Genomic DNA, 18687 nt, shown 5'->3' on the forward strand with positions numbered 1-18687 from the left:
AGGCTTCCGGCCGCCGTCGAACGCTGGCCGCTGCCGGGTGATCAGGGCTGCGGGTGTTCGGCCATCCATTCCGCCAGGGTTTCGAGGTTGGCCCGGACAGTCCGGCCCTGGGCCCTCTCCACCAGCGGGTCGGCCAGCTTGCCGAAGATGCCCCCGAGGCCGGACGCGGCATCGATCCGCTGGGTGACGCGCGTCCCGCCGTCGGCAGGCTCCAGGGTGAACGTCACCGTGAAGTCCAGCTTCCCTTCCACCGATTTGGACACCATGCGCCGGGGCGGATCAAACTCCTTGACCTCAACGGTCCAGTCGAAGTGCCGTCCCATGACTTTGCTGGTTCCCCGGCCGTGGGTGCCCACTCCCACGGGCCCTTCGCCGACCCGTTCCGACGAGGTCACCGAGGAATCGTAGACAGCGACATTGTCGAAGTTCGACAGGAAATCGAAGACCTCCTGCGGTGGCCGGGCAATGACGACCCTTTCTTCTACAACAGGCACAGCATTCTCCTTTGAGGGCACCTGATGCCGGCCGGGCGTGGCCGGCAGGGACAGCATGGCCCTGGACGCGGCCGGTGTCAATGCCGCCATCCCGTGGTGCAGGCGGCCGGGCCCGGGGTTCGGACACGTAGCTGCCAAAACAACGTAATCATGCTTACGATTGGCTCCGGGGACGCCCGCCGGGGCGGCAGCCGGGCCGCAGAGCGGCACAGACCCACCGCATCACCCAGCCAAGGAGTGCAGATGTCGCTGAGCAAGGGAACGCATGTGGAGTGGAACACTTCACAGGGCAAGACGCACGGCAGGATTGTCGAAAAGAAAACCAGCGACTTCGAGCTCGACGGCAACACGCACCGCGCCAGCGAGGATGAGCCGCAGTACGTGGTCGAATCGGACAAGACGGGCGCCCGGGCAGCGCACAAGGCATCTGCGCTGACCGAGAAGAAGTAGTCCCGTGGCTGCCCAGCACGAGGTAGTGATCATCGGCGGCGGCAATGCCGGCATCTCCCTGGCGGCGCGGCTGCAGCGCTACGGCGTCAAGGACGTGGCCGTGATCGAACCCCGGGACCACCACCTCTACCAGCCACTCTTCTCGCACATTGCCGGCGGCCGGGCGCAGGCCCAGGAGGCCATCCGGCCGCAGCAATCCGTCATCCCCCAGGGCGTCACCTGGATCCGGGATGCCGCCGTCGGGGTGGACGCGATGGCCAACACCGTCAGCCTGGAATCAGGGGCCCGGGTGGCTTACGGGCAACTGGTGGTGTGCCCGGGACTGCAGTATGACTGGGACGCGGTGCCGGGGCTGGCCGAGGCCGTGCATTCGCCGCACGGCGCATCCCATTACGAGTTCGACCTTGCTCCCAAGGCTTGGACGCTGCTCAGCGCCATGACCTCCGGGACAGCTGTCTTCACCATGCCGGCGGGGCCCATCAAATGCGGCGGCGCCGCCCAGAAACCCATGTACCTGGCCTGCGACTACTGGCGGGAACAGGGGGTCCTGGACAAGATCAGGGTGGTGATGGTGCAGCCCTACCCCACCGTGTTCGGGGTACCGGAGGTGGACCGGGAACTGGACCGCAAGATCGCCGAGTACGGGATCGAGCTGCGGACCAACAGTGAGCTGGTGGCGGTAAGCCCGGCCGGCCGGCGCGCCACCATCCGGGACCACGCCGCGCACACCACGGAGGACCTGACGTACGACGTCCTCAACGCCGTCCCGCCGCAGTCGGCCCCGGACTGGCTCAAGGCCACGGACCTGCCGGCTCCCGGGGACGCGGGCGGCTTCGTGGAGGTGGACCGGCAGACGCTGCGGCATCTCCGGTACCCCAACGTATGGTCCCTGGGCGACGCCGCGGGTACCACCAATTCCAAGTCCGGCGGGGCGCTGCGCAAGCAGACCAAGGTGCTGGCGAAGAACCTGGTGGCGGCCCGCAAGGGCAAACCGCTGCGTGCCAGGTACAACGGCTACTCGGTGTGCCCGTTCACCGTGTCACGGGACACCGTGGTGTTCGCCGAATTCGATGACCGCTACCGGCCCATGCCCACCATCCCGCGGGTACCCACCTGGAACGAAAGCAAGCTGTCCTGGGTGGTGGACCGGGACCTGTTCCCCAAGATCTACTGGAACCTGATCCTCAAGGGCCGGGCGTAGGGGCTAGCTGCGTGAACCGATCCGCCACTCATCGGCAAGGATGGCGTAGACCAGTTCGGTGGCCCACTGTCCCTTGTAGTGCCATTTGTCGATGTGCCGCGCCTCCAGCCGCATGCCCAGCCGGTCGCACAGCGACGCGGACGCGCCGTTGAGCTCGTCGAGCCGGGCCTCGATCCGGTGCAGGCCCAGTTCCTCGAAGCCCAGCCGCAGCAGCGCATTGGCCGCCTCGGTGCCGTAGCCCCTGCCGCGGGCCGCGGGCGCCAGCGTCCATCCCACTTCGGCCTGCCCCCGGCCCGGGAGCCATTTGAGCACCACCTCGCCCAGCAGGCCCGGCGCGTCAGCTGCCTCGATGGCTAGCGCAACCCAGTCGCCTTCCTTTTCGAAGACAAAGTTGGCGTACCGGCCCACCCGCTCCATGGATTGGGTGAACGTCTTGGCGGGGCCGGGGAGGAACCGGGCGGTCTCCGGCAGCGAGTGGTAGGCGTGGAAGGCGTCCAGGTCGCCGCCATCGAACCGGCGCAGGACAAGGCGCCCGGTGCGGATGGGCAGGTGGATCTCCGGCATGGTGGCGGCTAGCTGCCGGAACCTACGACGGCGGCAGTCGCCTCCGCGATGGCACGCTCCTCGTCAGTGGGAACCACCAGGACGGGGATCGCGGAGGACGGCGTGGAAATGACGCGCGGTTCCTTGGACCGGCGGGCGTTCAGGCCGGCGTCGAGCTCGATTCCCAAGGCGCCCAGCCGGTCCGCCACGTGTGCCCGGAACTGCTGCGAGTTCTCGCCGATCCCGGCGGTGAATACCAGTGCCTTGGCGCCGCCGACGGCAACGTGGTAGCCGCCGATGTACTTGGCCAGCCGGTAGGACGCCACCGCGAGTGCCATCCTGGCCTTCTCATCGCCGGACTCGGAGGCCTCCACCACGGAGCGCATGTCATTATTGCCGGCCAGGCCCTTCAGCCCCGATTCCCGGTTCAGCATGGTGTCGATGTCCTCCGGCGACCACCCGGCCCGGCCCAGGAACACCAGGATGGAGGGGTCCAGGTCGCCGGAGCGGGTGCCCATCACCAGGCCCTCGAGCGGAGTGAAGCCCATGGAGGTGTCCACAGAGCGTCCGCCGCGGATGGCCGTCACCGAGGCGCCGTTGCCCAGGTGGGCGATGACGCCGTCGAACTCCTCGATGGGAAGGTCCAGCAGCACCGCCGACCGGCGCGCGACGTACTCGTGCGAGGTGCCGTGGAAGCCGTACCGGCGGATGCCGTGGTTGGTGTAGAGCTCGTCCGGGACGGCGTAGCGCCAGGCGTGCTCGGGCAGGGTGCGGTGGAAGGCGGTGTCGAACACAGCCACCTGCGGCATCTTGGGCCATTTCTTGGTGATGGCCCTGATGCCCAGCACGTTGGCCGGATTGTGCAGCGGCGCCAGCGGGTTGAGCCGCTCGATGGCGCGGGTGATCTCGTTGTCCACCAGGACGGGTTCAGCAAACCGCTCGCCGCCGTGGACCACGCGGTGGCCCACCGCCGCCAGCTCGAGGCCGCCCAGTTCGCGGTGGATGGCGGCGTCCACCTGTTCCAGCGCCTCCGCATGGTCCCGCGGGCCCTCAATCTCGCCGTCCCCGCCGCCGCCGTTGCCCATGCCGATCTTCTCGATCAGTCCCTCGGTGAGCACCGTCCCGGCGGCCACGTCCCGGACCTGGTACTTCAACGACGACGAACCGGAGTTGATGACGAGCACGAGCATGCGGGGCCTCCTCAGCCTGGCGTCTGCAGTTCAACCCCACTATATGTGGCGCGGCTAACGGTCAGTCAGCAGCAGCGTGTTGCCGTCCGGGTCCTCCGCGGTGAAGAAGCGGCAGACGTCCGGGGAACCCCCAACGGGACCCACCGGGACACCGTCTTCCGCAAGCCTTGCGCGCGTTCCCTCCAGGTCATCGACCAGGAAGTTGCAGGTTGCCCACGCCAGGCCGGGCTCGGCCTTGATGCCGCTGTCCGGGCCCATCAGGGTCACCGATGCCTTTCCTTCCCCGTTCAGCACGGCGGAAAAGGTGTTGGCCTCTGCGATAGTGAGGCCCAGCGTGCGGCTGTACCAACCGGCCGCTGATTCGGGGTTCCGGACGGGGATGAACGCTGTGGAGATGGCTGTACCAGGCATGACTGCGATGCTAGCGCTACTTCGCCGAACGTCCCTGGACCAGCGTGAAATCCTCGTCTTCACCATGTCGGACGGGAAGATCAGGGAAGCCTTGGAATTTGCCGAGGACAGCACTTAGCTGGCGTGCTTTTGGTCCCGACCTGCGGCGCTGATAACGCTTTCGTCGCAGGGTTTCGGAAGGCTTGCCAAAAATATCATCAGCATGCTTACTATAGATGCAGCCGATCGGAAACGGCTGCGAACGGAAACTCGAGAAGGGTGCGCTCAGCGAACGGGGCGCACCGTTTTCGTGACCGCGGGGTTCCTTGCGGAGTGGCGCAGCCTGTGCATAGAGTCGGCAAACAAGGCTGGACCACGCCGAGAGGACAATTCCATGACGAACGAGCCCAATTCGATCGACGAGAACGACCCCACCAACACGGGATCCAGCAGCACCGCCCCGCTCGACGCCCAACCCGATTCCGGAAGCAAGAGCGATCCCACCGGGGTGGAGGGCGCCAACCCGGCACTGGACGACACGGGCAACCTCAAGGCTGCCGAAACCGGGGAAGCACCGGAGGCTCCCGAAGACCGGGAAGGACTGGACCTCACGCCGCAGGGCCTCTCCGACGAGCCGGCCAAGCAGGAAGACCCGGACAGCGTGGCCAAGCCGGACAACAGCTGACAGCACCACACGCAAAAGGACGACGCCGGCACCCACCAGGGTGCCGGCGTCGTCCTTTGCCACTAACGGGCCAGGCCTGCGCCCTGCCCTAGCTCCTGGCCCTGCTTCGCCAGGTAGTCGAAAAGCTGGCGGAGGCCAAACGTCCAGGCCGGGAGTTCCTCGCACGGGCCCACCCGGTTGACCAGGGCACCGAGGTGGCGGCTGCGGATGGTGACGGTGTCGCCGTGCTTGTGGGTGAAGCCCTGGCCCGGTTCGTCCCGGTCCTGCGTGGGCGCAAAGAGGGTCCCCGTGAACAGCGCGAAGCCGTCCGGATACTGGTGGTGCTTCCCGTAGGTGGCGGCCACGAGTTCCTCGAAGGGCCTGCTGATCCGGGACACACTGTTCCGCCCCTCCAGCAGGTACCCCTCCGGGCCGTCCACGCGGAGCAGGATCTCCTCATCGCGCAGCGTGTCCAGGGTGAAATTCCGGTCGAACAGCCGGATGAACGGCCCCAGGGCGCTGGAGGCGTTGTTGTCCTTTGCCTTGCCCAGCAGCAGGGCGCTCCTGCCTTCCACATCGCGCAGGTTCACGTCGTTACCCAGCGTCGCGCCCACCACGCGCCCGCCGGACGTGGCAATGAGCACCAGCTCCGGCTCCGGGTTGTTCCAGGACGAAAACGACGGGATGCCGATCTCCGCCCCCAGTCCCACTGATGACAGGACCGGCGCCTTGGTGAAGACCTCCGGGTCCGGACCGATCCCCACCTCCAGGTACTGCGACCACAGCCCTTCGGCAATGAGGACCCGCTTGGCTTCGGCCGCCTCCGCCGATCCGGGCCGCAGGTCGGCCAGGCTTCCGCCCAGGGCCCGGCCCACCAGCTCACGCACTTCAGCAGCACGTGCGGCGTCGCCCGCGCAGCGTTCCTCGATGACCCGTTCGATCATGCTGTCCACGAACGTGACGCCGCAGGCCTTGATGACCTGGAGGTCGATGGGTGCCAGGAGCCTGGTTTCTGTGGCGTCCACCGTCCTGCCGTCCCCGGCCAGGGAGGCATTGACGACGTCGGCCGTCGCCCAGCGGGGGTCGGCCAGGTTTGGGTCCTGCAGGGCCGCGCGGACGGCGGCGGCGGGGTCCGGCAGTTCGAGCAGGCCGGAGACCGTGGTGGCCAGGCGGTGCAGGTCGAAGACGGTCCCTCCGCTGACGGCCACCACGCGCGGACCGCCCGTTTCACCATCCCAGACCCGGCCGATGAGCAGCGCGGCGTCGGCGTCCTCGGGTAGCACGGAACGGACTGCCGCCGGTGTCGGACTCACTGGTACACCCCCGTCCCGGCCCCGTCACGGGAGGCGTCCGGCGCAGGGTGCCGCCAGACGCCGTCGACCCTTTGCGGGACCTGCCACGGATTGCTGTCCTGCAGGGGTTCGGGCAGCCGCGTTGCGGGGAACGACTGGTACGCCACCGGGCGGAGGAAGCGGCGGATGGCCGCCGTCCCCACGGAGGTGGTGTTCGAGGTGGTGGCCGGGTAGGGGCCGCCGTGGTGCTGGGCGTAACTGACCGTCACACCGGTGGGCCAGCCGTTCCAGAGGACCCTCCCGCTGAGGTCCGCCAGCCGGGCAGCGAGTTCGGAGACGTCGTCGTCCTCTTCTGCCTGCAGCGTGGTGGTCAGCTGCCCTTCGAGCAGCGCCGCCAGCTCCGGCAGCTCCGCCTGGTCCTGGTACTCCACCACCAAGCTGGCGGGGCCGAACATTTCCTGCCGCAGCAGGCCGGGGTTCTTTCGGACCTCCTCCGCCGTGGTGCGCAGGAGCGTGGGCGCGGGGTGCTCCGCAAAGTCCCCTTCCAGCAGGACTTCCACTCCCCCGCTGTCCCGGAGCGTGGTGACGGCGTCGGTGTAGCCGGCGTGCAGGCGGTCGCTGAGGAGCCGGGCGGGACTGAATCCTGCCAGCGCCTCCCCCAGCTGGTTGCGGAGCGCCTCCGTGTCCCCGGCGGGGACGAACAGCAGCCCGGGCTTGGTGCAGAACTGGCCCATGCCCAGGGTGAAGGAACCGGCATAGCCCTTGATGGTCTCCGCCCGCCGGGCTGACCACGCGCCGGGCGCCACGAAGACGGCATTGATCCCGCCCAGTTCGCCGAAGAACGGGATGGGTTCGGGGCGTGCCGCAATCCGGTTGAGCAGCGCACGGCCGCCGGCGGTGGAGCCGGTGAACCCGATGGCTTTGACCAGGGGATGGTCAACAAGGGCCTCCCCCGCCTGCCGGCCGGTCACCATCGAGAAGAGGCCATGCGGCGCCCCGGCCTTCTCCAGGGCCTCGGTCACCACCTGGGCGGTACGGGCCGCAAGTTCGCGGTGGGCGTCATGGGCCTTGTGCACCACGGAGCAGCCCGCCGCCAGGGCCGAGGCACTGTCCCCGCCCATCACGCTGAACGCGAAGGGGAAATTGGAGGCACCAAATACCCCCACCACGCCGAGGGGCACGTTGTACCGCCGGAGGTCCGGCCGCGGCCCCATGCCCCAGGCCGGGTCGTCGTGGTCGATGGTGGCATCGAAGTGCTCGCCGCGGCGGATCTCGTCCGCTAACAGCCGCAGCTGGAAAACGGTGCGCTTGAGCTCGCCCTCCAGCCGCGGGGTGCCCAAATGGGTCTCCCGGACGGCCGTTTCCACCAGCCCGGAAGCATCCTGCTCCAGCCCGGCGGCGATGGCTTCGAGCCAACCCGCGCGGGTGTTGGGGTCCACGGTCCGGCCCTTTTCAAAGGCGGATGCTGCGGCCTCGACGGCGGCGTTCACTCCTGCGCTCATTGGACCGCTCCGGCAGGGGCCAGGGCTGCTCCGGTGACGGCGGCGCGGTCGCCCACTTCCTGCCATCCGGCGCCGTTGGGGAATTCCCAGCGGGTGCGGGAGGCACTGAGCATCTCCGCGCCGGTGCCGGGCAGTTCCGGTGCGGCATAGCGGCCGTCGACGATCCTGACGGGTTCCGCGAAGTGCTCGTGCAGGTGGTCCACGAATTCGATCATGCGGTTTTCCTGGCTGCGGCCCACCACGGCGTAGTCGAAGAAGGAGAAGTGCTGGACCAGCTCGCACAGGCCCACGCCGCCGGCGTGCGGGCAGACGGGCACCCCGAATTTGGCGGCCAGCAGCAGGATGGCGATGTTCTCGTTGACGCCGGCCACGCGGGTTGAGTCGAGCTGGAGCACGTCGATGGCGCCGGCCTGGAGCAGCTGCTTGAAGACGATGCGGCTCTGCACTGCTTCCCCGGTGGCCACCCGGACCGGTGCAACGCCCCTGCGGATCTCGGCGTGGCCCAGGACGTCGTCGGTGCTGGTGGGTTCCTCGATCCAGTAGGGGCTGAATTCTGCCAGCTGATTGACCCACTCGACCGCTTCGGACACCTCCCACCGCTGGTTGGCATCAATAGCAATGGGCAGGCCGCCTACGGCTTCGCGGGCCAAGGCCATGCGCCGGCGGTCGTCATTGATGTCCCCGCCCACCTTGAGCTTGATCATGGAGAACCCGTCGGCTGCGGCCTCCTTGCTGAGCCGGACCAGTTTCTCGTCGCTGTAGCCCAGCCACCCCGGAGAGGTGGTGTAGGCGGGGAAGCCGTCGGCCTTGAGTTCGGCGATGCGCTGTTCCTTGCCGTCCTGGCCGGCACGGAGGATCTCCAGTGCCTCCTCCGGGCTGAGGGCATCACGGATATGGGTAAAGTCCACCACGCTGACCAGTTCCTCGGGTGTCATCTCACTGAGGAGGAGCCAGAGGGGCTTGTTTTCCCGGCGGGCACGGATGTCCCACAGGGCGCTGACCAGGGCGCCGCAGGCCATCTGCGTCACGCCCTTTTCCGGGCCCAGCCAACGGAGCTGGGAGTCATGGATGAGGAGCCTGGAGGCCGCCCCCAGGTCACCGATGAGCTCGTCGATCTCGCGGCCCACCAGCAGGCGGGCGTAGGCGTCGATGGCTGCAGTCAGGATTTCGTTGCCGCGGCCGCAGCTGAAAACGAAGCCGTGGCCCTCGTCGCCCGCATCGGTGCGGATCACCACATAGGCGGCCGAGTAATCAGGGTCTACGTTGACCGCGTCTGAACCGTCGAGCTCAAGGGACGTGGGGAAGCGGACGTCCTGGGTGTTGATGGACGTGATGGAAGGCATGGATCTCAACTTTCGGAGCGGAACTGGAGAAGGGAAAGATTCGATTCCTATACGAATTTCTAGAATCATATAGGAGACGTGATCCACGTCAACCCATGACCGCCGGCCCGCCCCGCAAACGCAGCAGCCCCGGCCGTTCAGGGCCGGGGCTGTTCGTCGAGAGCTAGGTGATGATGTGCGTGCGCGGCGGTCCACTGTCCTCCAGCGGGGCGAGCTCAACCTCAAAGGCCTGCGCAAAGCGGTCAAAGGAATTGCGGATATGCGTCGTCATGGCCGCCTCCGCCCCCTCCGGATCGCACGCCTCGATAGCCTCCCTCACCGCCGTATGCTCAGCCACCGTAATGGCCCCGTCCACATCCGCCGGGTACAGCCGGAAGGTGTGCAGGTGGCAGTGGGTCTGGGCAAAGGCATGCCGGACCACGGGGTTTCCGGAGGCGGCAAGGATGGTGTCGTGGAAACGGGTGTCATGGGCCACCAGGTCCTGCCGGAGGTCCTTGCTCCGCTTCATGGCGCTCCGGAAGCTGCCCAGTTCCTTCTCCAGGGCGCCGGCCGGATTGGCGAGGCGGTCAACAGCGGCCGCGCGGGCCGCCCACGGTTCCACCAGGAGCCGGAATTCAAACAGCGAGCGGAGTTCCGGCAGGTCCAGCAGCGGGGTGGTGCTGTATCCCCGGCCGGGGTTGTAGACCACCAGGTTGTCGCCTTCGAGCCGCTGCAGCACCTCGCGGACGGGAGTCTGGGACACCCCCAGGCTGCGGGCGACGGCGTCAATGTTGATCCGGGTGCCGGGCGCTATCTCGCCTTCCAGGATTGAGGCACGCATCGCCGAATAGACGTCGGGCACGGCGGCCTTGCCGCGGGAGGTTTCGGACGGTTGACGTGGGGGCACGCGGTTACCTCTTGCACTGGTTTGGACTTGCTGCGGAGCGTGGACATGGCCTTTTGGGCCGGGAGTCGCTTGGGGGAATCATAAGCCACACCCCGCCACAGGCTTCATGGAAGGGCTTTTTTGGAAGGGCACTTGATCCCGGTCACACTTTCTATATGATTAACCCGATTCCTATACGATTTTGGCGCTGAGATCTTCCGCGTCTCCCCCTCCCGCCCGTGCGCCCCGCACCCGAAGCCATGTATAAGTCGAAGGAGACCGCATGACTACGCTCGGAAGTAAGACCTCCATTACCAATCCATCCCGGCAGCCCCGCCTCATGACCCGCAAGCGCTGGGTCATCATCTGGCTTGCCTTCATCGGCCTCAGCATCAACTACCTCGACCGGTCCAGCCTCAGCGTCGCCCTGCCCTTCATGGGCAAGGACTTCGAGCTCAGCGCCACCCAGCAGGGGCTGATCTTCGCTGCCTTCTTCTGGGCCTACGACTTCTTCCAGCTCGCCGCCGGCTGGTACGTGGACAAGGTGGGCCCCCGCCGCTCCTTCTCCCTGGCCGCACTGTGGTGGTCCGTCTTCACCATGGTGACGGCGGCAGCCTCCAGCTTCTGGTCCCTGTTCGCCGCACGGTTCCTCCTGGGCATCGGCGAAAGCCCCGCACCCAGCACCGCCGCCAAGGTGGTGGCCACCTGGTTCCCCGTCCGGGAACGCGCCTTCGCCACCAGCATCTGGGACTCCGGATCACGGGTCGGGGCCGTCATCGCACTGCCCATCGTTACCCTGATTGTCGCCTTCACCTCCTGGCACGCGGTCTTCATCATCATCGGCATCCTTGGAATTATCTGGGCCGCCGTCTGGTGGAAGTACTACCGCAGCCCGGAGGAGCACACCGGCGCGAACGCGGCAGAGATCAGCTACATCCAGGAAGGCGGCGCCCGCGGCGCGGCCAGTGATGACGAAAGCGCAGCCAAGCTGCCCTGGCGTTCGCTCTTCAAGTACCGCACCATCCTCAGCATGATGTTCGGCTTCTTCTGCCTGAACAGCGCCATCTACTTCTTCATCACGTTCTTCCCCAGCTACCTGGTCAAGGAACGCGGCTTCGACCTCCTCAAGCTCGGCTTCTTCGGCGCCATCCCCGGCATCTGCGCGGTCCTGTTCGGCTGGCTCGGCGGATACCTGGCCGACCGTGCCGTCCGTGCAGGATCACCGGTCAGCAAGGTCCGCAAGACAGCCATCGCCGGAGGCCTGGCCGGCGGCTCGGTCATCATGTTCGCCGCCTTGGTTCCGGAAGCCTGGATGGCCCTGGCCCTGCTGTCCGTCGCCTACTCCAGCCTCACGGTGGCCGCGACCGGCATCTGGTCGCTGCCGGCCGACGTCGCCCCCAGCTCCCGCCACGTCGGCTCGATCGGCGGCCTCCAGAACTTCGCTTCGAACCTGGCCGGCATCTTCACGCCCATCCTGATCGGCGTGCTGGTGGACCAGACCGGATCCTTCGTGGCACCGCTGGCCGTGATTGGCGCAATCTCCCTTATCGGCGCGGCCAACTACCTGTTCGTCATCGGCAAGATCGAGCCGCTGAAGGTCAAGGCAGCCGCCTAGGGATCCACTTCCCAGCCCACTAAATGGACGACGCCGGCACCCGCCAAGGTGCCGGCGTCGTCCTATTTGCCTGGTCTCCTATGAGGCCGGTGCCTCCGCCGTGGCTTTCGCCTGCGCTGGGGCCTGTGTTTGCGCTGGGGACTGGGCCTGGATGGCCGTGATGGCCACCGTGTTCACGATGTCCTCAACTGTGCAGCCGCGGGAGAGGTCGTTGACCGGTTTCCTCAGCCCCTGCAGGACCGGCCCCACCGCCACGGCCCCGGAGCTCTGCTGCACGGCCTTGTACGTGTTGTTGCCGGTGTTCAGGTCCGGGAAGATGAACACCGTGGCTTGGCCGGCCACGGAGGAACCCGGCATCTTGGACGCGGCGATGGAGGCGTCCACGGCGGCGTCGTACTGGATGGGCCCTTCCACGGCGAGGTCCGGGCGGCGCTCGCGCACCAGTTCGGTGGCCTGCCGCACCTCGTCCACGGCCTCGCCCGCGCCGGAGCCGCCGGTGGAGTAGGACAGCATGGCCACCCGCGGTTCCACCCCAAATTGGGCGGCGGTCTCCGCCGAGGCCAGGGCGATGTCCGCCAGCTGCTCCACGTTCGGGTCCGGATTGACGGCGCAGTCGCCGTAAACCAGCACCCGGTCCGGCATCAGCATCAGGAACACCGAGGACACGATCTTCACGCCCTCGCGCGTCTTCACGAACTCCAGGGCCGGCCGGATGGTGTGCGCCGTGGTGTGGGCGGCACCGGACACCATCCCGTCCACCACGCCCAGCTGGACCATCATGGTGCCGAAGTAGCTGACGTCCTGCATGATCTCCAGCGCCTTGGGCAGGTCCACGCCCTTGTGCGCCCTCAGCTCCGCGTACTTCTCGGCGAACTTCAGCCGCAGGTCGGAGGTGGCGGGGTCGATGACAGTGATGCCGGACAGGTCGATGCCGTTGGCGGCTGCCAGCTCCCGGACGTCGGACTCCGGGCCCAGGAGCGTCAGGTCGCAGACGTCGCGGCGGTGCAGGATCTCGGCAGCCCGCAGGATCCTTACGTCCGTCCCCTCCGGGAGCACCACGTGGCGGCGCTGGGCCCGGGCCCGCTCGATCAGGTCATGCAGGAACCGCAGCGGCGTCATCCGTTCCGCCCGCGGCAAATGCAGCCGCTCCACCAGCTCGGCCTCGTCCACCCGGCGGGACCAGAGGCCCAGCGCGGAGGCCACCTTGCGCCGGTGCCCCGACCAGATTTCGCTGCGCACCTCTGACACCCGGCGGGCCGTCTGGTAGGTGTCCTCGTCCGCGGCAAAGACAGGGAACGGCGCCTGTGCCAGGAGCGGGTAGATGTTGGCGTCCGGGGCCAGGCCACCGGTGAGGATAAGCGCCGACGCCACCGGAAATTCGGGCGAGAAGGACGAGGCCAGGCACGCCACCATCACGTCCGCCCGGTCCCCCGGCACGATCACCAGGGCACCCTCGTCCAGCACGTTCAGGAAGTTGCCCACGTTCATCGCGGCAACCTTGATGTCCTTGACGTCCCGCTCCATGTCCGGCGTTCCCGCGATCTGGCGGACGCCCAGCGCCGCAGCCACTTCCCCGGTGGTGGGGCGGGCGATCTCCTCCAGCTCCGGCAGGATGTACACCGGGCGGCCGGAAGCGCCGGGTTTCAGGGCAGCCGCGATGGCGTCCAGGTCGCTGGCGCTGGCCCTGTTCACCATGATGGCCAGCAGCGCACACCGTTCGGCGGCCAGTTCCTTGCGGGCAACTTCGACGGCGGCAGCGGTCTCAGGGACGGTCCGCCCCTTGGCGCCCACCACGGCCACAACGGGCGTGGCCAAGTTGTTCGCCAGCCGGGCGTTGAGGTCGAACTCGACGGCGGAGTCCTGGCCCACCAGGTCAGTGCCCTCCACGATCACCACGTCGCAGTGGCGCGCGATGTCGGCGAAAATCTCCACGCACCGGGCATCAATTTCCGCCCGGTTTCCTTCCGCGAGGAGAGTGCGGACCTCGTCGTAGGTCAGGCCGCCGCGGCATCGCTCGTCATCCAGGGCGAACCGGGCCTTCATCAGGGCCACCATGGGGTCATCGGCAGCCGAGGGCCCGTGGACCACCGGTTTGAAGAAGCCGATCCTGTCCGCGTGCCGGTGCAGGGTGTCCGCCAGGCCAAGGGCCACAAGGGACTTGCCCGAGCCGGGGGTGGTTGCGCTGACGTAGATGCCTTTGGCCATGGTCCGCCCTTTGCTGTTCTTGCTGGTGCCGGTACCCCCATCCTTGCACCTCGCGGCGTTCGGGGCGCCTGACCCGGCGTCGACTGCTCCGTAACTGCCGTTTGAGCGCTGAAAACGGCAGTTACGCAGCAATCGATGAAGGGGCGCCCCGGCCGCGCAAAGTGTGTCCCGGCGTCGCGCCTTATCCCGCCTCCCCTTGACACCGGACCCCCTCATGGGATTACCTAATGAACATTCGGTAAATAAAGCTGGAGGCAATGACGCATGGCTGAAACTACACTTTCCGGGGCCACCCACCCCATCCTGGAAAACGACTACGCCTCCGAATGGATGGGGATTGAGGTCCTCGCCCTCAGCGACGGCCACGCCACCATCCGGATGACGCTCCGGCAGGAAATGCTCAACGGCTTCGGCATGGCCCACGGCGGAATGATCTTCGCCTTCGGCGACACCGCCTTCGCCCTGGCGTGCAACCCCATCCACCCTGCACCCGGCGAGGAAGGCACCATCACCGTCGCTTCCGGCGTCGACATCAACTTCCTCAAGCCCGCCTTCCGGGGCCAGGTGCTCACCGCAGTGGCCGACCGCCGCTCCAGCGCCGGCCGCAGCGGCCTGTACGACATCCAGATCTTCGCCGCCGACGCCGCTGCGCCGGCCGCCGAAGGCCAGCCCAGTTCCAGCACCCCGGGCGAGCTCATCGCCGAGTTCCGCGGACGCAGCCGCACCATCCCCAAGAAGTAGGAAAATCATGACCCTGCATGCCCCCGAAACCCCCGCCGCTGCCGTTTCCACCCAGGACACCGCAGCCGGCATCGACCCTGGACTGGACCGCGAGGAAACCATCTCCCGCGACGAGCTCGAAGCCCTCCAGCTCAGCCGGCTGCAACACACCGTGGCCTACGCCTATGAGCGGGTCCCGCTGTACAAGCGCAAGTTCGACGAGGCCGGCATCCACCCCAACGACCTGCGTGAACTCGAGGACCTGGGCAACTTCCCCTTCACCACCAAGGACGACCTGCGGGAGGAATACCCGTTCGGCATGTTCGCGGTGCCGCAGAATGAAGTGGCCCGGATCCACGCCAGCTCCGGCACCACCGGCCGGCCCACCGTCGTCGGCTACACCAAGCAGGACCTGGCCGACTGGGCCAAGCTGGTGGCCCGCAGCTTCCGCGCCTCCGGCATCCGCCCCGGCATGAAGGTCCACAACGCCTACGGCTATGGCCTGTTCACCGGCGGCCTGGGCGCCCACGCCGGCGCGGAAGCCCTGGGCTGCACCGTGATCCCCATGTCTGGCGGCCAGACCGAACGCCAGATCCAGCTGATCCAGGACTTCAAGCCGGACGCCATCCTGGCCACACCCACCTACCTGCTCACCATCGCCGACGCCATGGCGCACATGGGCATCGACCCCGCCTCCACCTCCCTGAAGTTCGCCGTGCTCGGCGCCGAGCCGTGGACCCAGGAGATGCGGCACGAGCTCGAGGTCATGATGAACATCAAGGCGTGCGACATCTACGGCCTGTCCGAGGTCATGGGCCCGGGTGTCGCCGGCGAGTCCGTGGAAACCCAGGACGGCAGCCACATCTGGGAGGACCACTTCCGCCCCGAAATCATCGACGCCTTCAACCCGGTGGCGGGCAAGGAGAACGTCCTGCGCGACGGCGAGCACGGCGAACTGGTCTTCACCTCGCTCACTAAGGAAGCGCTGCCCATCATCCGCTACCGCACCAAGGACCTCACCCGCCTGCTGCCCGGCAGCGCCCGCCCGGCTCACCGCCGGATGGGCCGCATCACCGGCCGCAGCGACGACATGATCATCCTGCGCGGCGTGAACCTGTTCCCGTCCCAGATCGAGGAAATCGCCCTCCGCATCCCCGAGCTGAGCCCGCACTTCCAACTCGAACTGACCCGCCCGGAAGGGCAGCGGATGGACCAGCTGACGGTCCGGATCGAACGGCGCGACGCGGTCACCGTTGAGCAGAGCACGACGGCGGCACGCACCTTGAAGGAGCAGATCAAGATCCACGTGGGTTCTTCGTGCACCGTGAACGTGGTGGAGCCGGGCTCGCTGGAGCGGTCCAACGGCAAACTGCGCCGCATCTACGACATGCGGCCGAAGGCATAACGGAAGATGCCGCCGGGCACAGCCGATGCCGGCCGGGCTGCGGCCCGGCCGGCGCCGGCTCCCGGACCGACCGACCGTTCGTGAGAAACTAGCCACTATGCCCAGCACCACCGATACTTCCAGCCCCGGCTCAGCCAACGGAACAGCAAAGCGCGGCCGCCCCGGCTACGACCAGCAGTCCGTGCTGCGCATCGCCGTCGACGTCTTCAACCGCCATGGCTACGACGCCACCTCGATGGGGATCCTGGCGGACAACCTGGGCATCTCCAAGTCCGCCATCTACCACCACGTGCCGTCCAAGGGCGACCTCCTCAAGCTTGCCCTTGACCACGCCCTGGGCGGCCTTGAGGCCATCCTCGAGCAGCCGGAGGCCACTTCAGGGGCTGCCGACACCCGGCTGGAATTCGTGCTCCGGCAGACGGTGGCCGTGCTGGTGGACCGCCTGCCATTCGTCACCCTGCTGCTGCGACTGCGGGGCAACACGGAAATTGAACGGGACGCCCTGGAACGCCGCCGGACCTTCGACCACAAAGTGGCCGTACTGATTTCCGCCGCGCGCGATGAGGGCTCGCTCCGCCAGGACATCGATCCCCGGACCGTCACCCGTCTCCTGTTCGGCATGATCAACTCGATCGTGGAGTGGTACAAACCGGGCGGCTCCCTCTCCCCGCAGCGGCTTGCGGACGACGTCATCACCATGGCGTTCGACGGCCTCCATGCGGACGTGTAGGGCGCGCATCCACGTGTCCGCGGGCAACTAATAAGCGTGCTTGGTATTTGGCGGGCTCCCCGGCTACGGTGGTAGAAAGCCATCGTCCGCAGGGAGGTCCTGAATGAGCCAGGCCAATGATCCACGGCGTTCATGCCGGCCCCGGACAGTACTCGCGGGCGGACTCCTGACCGCAGCCCTGGCACTTAGCGGCTGCACCGGCTCGCCTGCTCCCCCAACCCCTGGCACCTCCTCCCCAGGCCAGCCATCGCCGTCGGCCCCGGCCTCCGGGACTTCCGCTTCGGCAGCGCCAACCGCCGGCGCAGGCCCGGACTCCGGAACCGCAGCCGGCAACCTGCCCCAGCTCGTGGAAAACCTCTCCCCATCAGTGGTCACCATCTTCACCCAGGGCGGCCTGGGCAGCGGCGTGGTCTACTCCGCCGACGGACTGATCCTCACCAACGAGCACGTGGTCCGGGGCGCAACCACCGTGGAGGTCGGATTTGCCGACGGGCAGCGCGTGGAAGGGACAGTCAAAGCAAGCGACGCCGTGACGGATCTGGCCCTGGTGCAGGCCAAGCGCACCGGCCTGCCGAAACCCACGTACCAAAGCACCCTGCCCAAGGTAGGCGAAGGCGCACTGGTCCTGGGTTCCCCGCTCGGATTCGAGAACACGGCCACCGCAGGCATCATTTCCGGGCTGCACCGTTCCATTCCAGGCTCCGCATCCAACAGCCTCTCCCTGGTGGACCTCATCCAGACGGACGCACCCATCAGCCCCGGCAACTCCGGCGGTGCCGTGATCAACATGCGCGGCGAGGTGATCGGCATCAGCGAGGCGTACATCCCGCCGTCAGCCGGGGCGGTCTCCCTTGGCTTCGCCATCCCGGCCGCCACCGCAGTAGACGTGGCGGAGGAACTGCTGGCCAACGGCACCGCCAAGCACGCCTACCTGGGCCTCACCCCGGGCGAACTGACGGCCCAGATCGCCGCCCAGCTGGGCATCCAGGGAGGATCCGGAGTGGTGGTCCTCGCCGCGGACACGGACGGCCCGGCAGGCAAGGCAGGAATCCGCCCCGGGGACGTCCTGCAGTCCATGGAGGGCGTTGAGCTCACCACGCCCGAAAAGCTCCTGGCGGAACTGCGCAAGCGTAACCCCGGCGACACCGTAGGCTTCAAGGTCAAGCGGGGCGACCAAAACCTGGATATCAAGGTTGACCTCACCGACCGGCCTGCCACTACAACCACCCGATAGGAAGGAAGAAACATGAGCCACCCCAAGGAAGAACCGGACGCAGGATACATCGTCCCAGACCCGTCCAAGCTCCGTGAGGACATTCCCGGCGACGCCGGCGACGAGGCCAACGCGATCCGCTTCAGCGAGGAGCAGGCCCTGATCGAGGAACAGTCGCACGGCATCCGCCCCGACACCTACAGCGTTCCGGCAGGCGGCCCCACCATGGACGAGGCCCGCGGCAACATGGACCTCTCGGACCGCAGCGAAGAAGGCCGCGGCACCGGACGCGAGGATGACAGCAGCGACGACGGCCTGCACGGCGGCGCAGAAAGCTGACGCCGGCACGAACACTGAAGCAGCAGGGGCACCCCGTCCGGGGTGCCCCTGCTGCTTTCGTTGAGGTATGCAGCTGCCGTGCCTAGACCTCGTACTCGAGCTTGCCGCCCAGGTTTTGGTGGACGCACAGGATGTTGTGTTCGGTGTCCATGAACCACGCGCACTTTTCCGAGTTGGTGGTGCAAATGTGGTTCTCCGTCTTGAGGGTAGGCAGGTCGTAGTCCTGGAAGATGACGCCCCGTGCCTCCATGTCGCGGACGGTTGCCTCGATATCCGCGACCTCAAAGCTCAGCGCGGTGTGGTCCGAGTGCCTGCCGTCCGAGACCGGCATCAGCTGCAGCAGTGGACCGCCGTCGGCGCCCAGCAATTCGCTTCCGTCCTCCGTTTTTCCACGGTGCGGGAGTCCCAGCTTTTCCGTGTAGAAACTGCGGGCGCGGGCTGGGTCATCAACCGGCAGGATGGTTGTGGCTGTGTTCATTCTCAGGGTCATTGGGCCACCTCCTACGGGCAGAATCTTACGCCCGGC

19 protein-coding genes are annotated in these 18687 nt (G+C 67.3%); 9 read left to right on the top strand and 10 right to left on the bottom strand.

Annotated features, from left to right (window positions below; genetic code table 11):
• Positions 1-41: 41 nt before the first annotated feature.
• Positions 42-494, bottom strand: a complete 453-nt coding sequence (locus tag LDO22_RS09760) for an SRPBCC family protein (protein ID WP_224026949.1) — start codon at positions 492-494, stop codon at positions 42-44.
• Between the two features lie 243 nt (positions 495-737).
• Here LDO22_RS09760 and LDO22_RS09765 point away from each other — a divergent pair, with 243 nt between their 5' ends.
• Both LDO22_RS09765 and LDO22_RS09770 read left to right on the top strand, forming a co-directional pair.
• Positions 738-944, top strand: a complete 207-nt coding sequence (locus LDO22_RS09765) for a DUF2945 domain-containing protein (protein ID WP_043452340.1) — start codon at positions 738-740, stop codon at positions 942-944.
• Positions 945-948: 4 nt separating this feature from the next.
• Entirely contained in the window at positions 949-2145 is a 1197-nt protein-coding gene (locus LDO22_RS09770; RefSeq protein ID WP_159630917.1) for an FAD/NAD(P)-binding oxidoreductase, read from the top strand.
• A 3-nt stretch (positions 2146-2148) separates the two neighbouring features.
• On the opposite strand, the gene LDO22_RS09775 is transcribed toward LDO22_RS09770, so the two are convergent.
• From LDO22_RS09775 to LDO22_RS09785, 3 genes are read right to left on the bottom strand one after another with little or no spacing between them, the layout of a single operon-like run.
• A complete protein-coding gene (locus LDO22_RS09775; RefSeq protein ID WP_159630915.1) occupies positions 2149-2709 on the bottom strand; it encodes a GNAT family protein in 561 nt (186 codons plus the stop codon).
• An 8-nt stretch (positions 2710-2717) separates the two neighbouring features.
• Complete coding sequence (locus tag LDO22_RS09780; RefSeq protein WP_159630913.1) at positions 2718-3878, bottom strand: acetate kinase; 1161 nt, start codon at positions 3876-3878, stop codon at positions 2718-2720.
• 54 nt (positions 3879-3932) lie between these two features.
• Positions 3933-4289 (bottom strand): VOC family protein, encoded by a 357-nt coding sequence (locus tag LDO22_RS09785; RefSeq protein ID WP_224026950.1) that lies wholly within the window; start codon positions 4287-4289, stop codon positions 3933-3935.
• A 373-nt stretch (positions 4290-4662) separates the two neighbouring features.
• On the opposite strand from LDO22_RS09785, the gene LDO22_RS09790 reads away from it, so the two are divergent.
• Positions 4663-4953, top strand: coding sequence for a hypothetical protein (locus LDO22_RS09790; protein WP_159630909.1), 291 nt, complete (start codon positions 4663-4665; stop codon positions 4951-4953).
• 62 nt (positions 4954-5015) lie between these two features.
• Here LDO22_RS09790 and LDO22_RS09795 read toward each other — a convergent pair whose 3' ends face one another.
• From LDO22_RS09795 to LDO22_RS09810, 4 genes are all read right to left on the bottom strand, one after another.
• Positions 5016-6245 carry a fumarylacetoacetate hydrolase family protein gene (locus LDO22_RS09795; RefSeq protein WP_224026951.1) on the bottom strand — a complete coding sequence of 410 codons (1230 nt, stop codon included), beginning with the start codon at positions 6243-6245 and terminating at the stop codon, positions 5016-5018.
• Positions 6242-7726 (bottom strand): aldehyde dehydrogenase (NADP(+)), encoded by a 1485-nt coding sequence (locus tag LDO22_RS09800; RefSeq protein WP_224026952.1) that lies wholly within the window; start codon positions 7724-7726, stop codon positions 6242-6244. The genes LDO22_RS09795 and LDO22_RS09800 overlap by 4 nt, the downstream gene beginning before the upstream one ends.
• The gene (locus tag LDO22_RS09805) at positions 7723-9069 is read right to left on the bottom strand and encodes an L-fuconate dehydratase (RefSeq protein ID WP_224026953.1); all 1347 of its coding nucleotides are present in this window, start codon (positions 9067-9069) and stop codon (positions 7723-7725) included. Before LDO22_RS09805 ends, LDO22_RS09800 begins: the two co-directional genes overlap by 4 nt.
• Before the next feature lie 163 nt (positions 9070-9232).
• Positions 9233-9955, bottom strand: coding sequence for a GntR family transcriptional regulator (locus LDO22_RS09810; RefSeq protein ID WP_224026954.1), 723 nt, complete (start codon positions 9953-9955; stop codon positions 9233-9235).
• Positions 9956-10217: 262 nt separating this feature from the next.
• Here LDO22_RS09810 and LDO22_RS09815 point away from each other — a divergent pair, with 262 nt between their 5' ends.
• Positions 10218-11549, top strand: a complete 1332-nt coding sequence (locus tag LDO22_RS09815; RefSeq protein WP_224026955.1) for an MFS transporter — start codon at positions 10218-10220, stop codon at positions 11547-11549.
• A gap of 78 nt (positions 11550-11627) precedes the next feature.
• On the opposite strand, the gene pta is transcribed toward LDO22_RS09815, so the two are convergent.
• Positions 11628-13754, bottom strand: a complete 2127-nt coding sequence (gene pta / locus LDO22_RS09820; RefSeq protein ID WP_224026956.1) for a phosphate acetyltransferase — start codon at positions 13752-13754, stop codon at positions 11628-11630.
• Between the two features lie 264 nt (positions 13755-14018).
• On the opposite strand from pta, the gene LDO22_RS09825 reads away from it, so the two are divergent.
• From LDO22_RS09825 to LDO22_RS09845, 5 genes are all read left to right on the top strand, one after another.
• Positions 14019-14495: a hotdog fold thioesterase gene (locus tag LDO22_RS09825; RefSeq protein WP_159630898.1), complete on the top strand. Its 477-nt coding sequence runs from the start codon at positions 14019-14021 to the stop codon at positions 14493-14495.
• Between the two features lie 7 nt (positions 14496-14502).
• On the top strand, positions 14503-15879 hold the full coding sequence (gene paaK, locus LDO22_RS09830) for a phenylacetate--CoA ligase PaaK (RefSeq protein WP_201302390.1): 1377 nt from the start codon (positions 14503-14505) through the stop codon (positions 15877-15879).
• A 97-nt stretch (positions 15880-15976) separates the two neighbouring features.
• A complete protein-coding gene (locus LDO22_RS09835; RefSeq protein WP_224026957.1) occupies positions 15977-16609 on the top strand; it encodes a TetR/AcrR family transcriptional regulator in 633 nt (210 codons plus the stop codon).
• 103 nt (positions 16610-16712) lie between these two features.
• The gene (locus LDO22_RS09840; protein ID WP_224026958.1) at positions 16713-17843 is read left to right on the top strand and encodes a trypsin-like peptidase domain-containing protein; all 1131 of its coding nucleotides are present in this window, start codon (positions 16713-16715) and stop codon (positions 17841-17843) included.
• A 12-nt stretch (positions 17844-17855) separates the two neighbouring features.
• Positions 17856-18161 (top strand): hypothetical protein, encoded by a 306-nt coding sequence (locus tag LDO22_RS09845; protein WP_159630892.1) that lies wholly within the window; start codon positions 17856-17858, stop codon positions 18159-18161.
• A gap of 82 nt (positions 18162-18243) precedes the next feature.
• Here the strand turns inward: LDO22_RS09845 and LDO22_RS09850 are convergent, their stop codons facing one another.
• On the bottom strand, positions 18244-18639 hold the full coding sequence (locus LDO22_RS09850) for a VOC family protein (protein ID WP_224026959.1): 396 nt from the start codon (positions 18637-18639) through the stop codon (positions 18244-18246).
• Positions 18640-18687 lie beyond the last annotated feature (48 nt).

Source organism: Arthrobacter sp. NicSoilC5, assembly GCF_019977395.1.
Taxonomy (GTDB): domain Bacteria; phylum Actinomycetota; class Actinomycetes; order Actinomycetales; family Micrococcaceae; genus Arthrobacter.

Coding starts and splice junctions, on each gene's coding strand:
- LDO22_RS09765 (WP_043452340.1), top strand. CDS start 738: ATGTCGCTGAGCAAGGGAACGCATGTGGAGTGGAACACTTCACAGGGC.
- LDO22_RS09775 (WP_159630915.1), bottom strand. CDS start 2,709: ATGCCGGAGATCCACCTGCCCATCCGCACCGGGCGCCTTGTCCTGCGC.
- LDO22_RS09780 (WP_159630913.1), bottom strand. CDS start 3,878: ATGCTCGTGCTCGTCATCAACTCCGGTTCGTCGTCGTTGAAGTACCAG.
- LDO22_RS09785 (WP_224026950.1), bottom strand. CDS start 4,289: ATGCCTGGTACAGCCATCTCCACAGCGTTCATCCCCGTCCGGAACCCC.
- LDO22_RS09790 (WP_159630909.1), top strand. CDS start 4,663: ATGACGAACGAGCCCAATTCGATCGACGAGAACGACCCCACCAACACG.
- LDO22_RS09800 (WP_224026952.1), bottom strand. CDS start 7,726: ATGAGCGCAGGAGTGAACGCCGCCGTCGAGGCCGCAGCATCCGCCTTT.
- LDO22_RS09805 (WP_224026953.1), bottom strand. CDS start 9,069: ATGCCTTCCATCACGTCCATCAACACCCAGGACGTCCGCTTCCCCACG.
- LDO22_RS09815 (WP_224026955.1), top strand. CDS start 10,218: ATGACTACGCTCGGAAGTAAGACCTCCATTACCAATCCATCCCGGCAG.
- pta (WP_224026956.1), bottom strand. CDS start 13,754: ATGGCCAAAGGCATCTACGTCAGCGCAACCACCCCCGGCTCGGGCAAG.
- LDO22_RS09825 (WP_159630898.1), top strand. CDS start 14,019: ATGGCTGAAACTACACTTTCCGGGGCCACCCACCCCATCCTGGAAAAC.
- paaK (WP_201302390.1), top strand. CDS start 14,503: ATGACCCTGCATGCCCCCGAAACCCCCGCCGCTGCCGTTTCCACCCAG.
- LDO22_RS09835 (WP_224026957.1), top strand. CDS start 15,977: ATGCCCAGCACCACCGATACTTCCAGCCCCGGCTCAGCCAACGGAACA.
- LDO22_RS09840 (WP_224026958.1), top strand. CDS start 16,713: ATGAGCCAGGCCAATGATCCACGGCGTTCATGCCGGCCCCGGACAGTA.
- LDO22_RS09845 (WP_159630892.1), top strand. CDS start 17,856: ATGAGCCACCCCAAGGAAGAACCGGACGCAGGATACATCGTCCCAGAC.
- LDO22_RS09850 (WP_224026959.1), bottom strand. CDS start 18,639: ATGAACACAGCCACAACCATCCTGCCGGTTGATGACCCAGCCCGCGCC.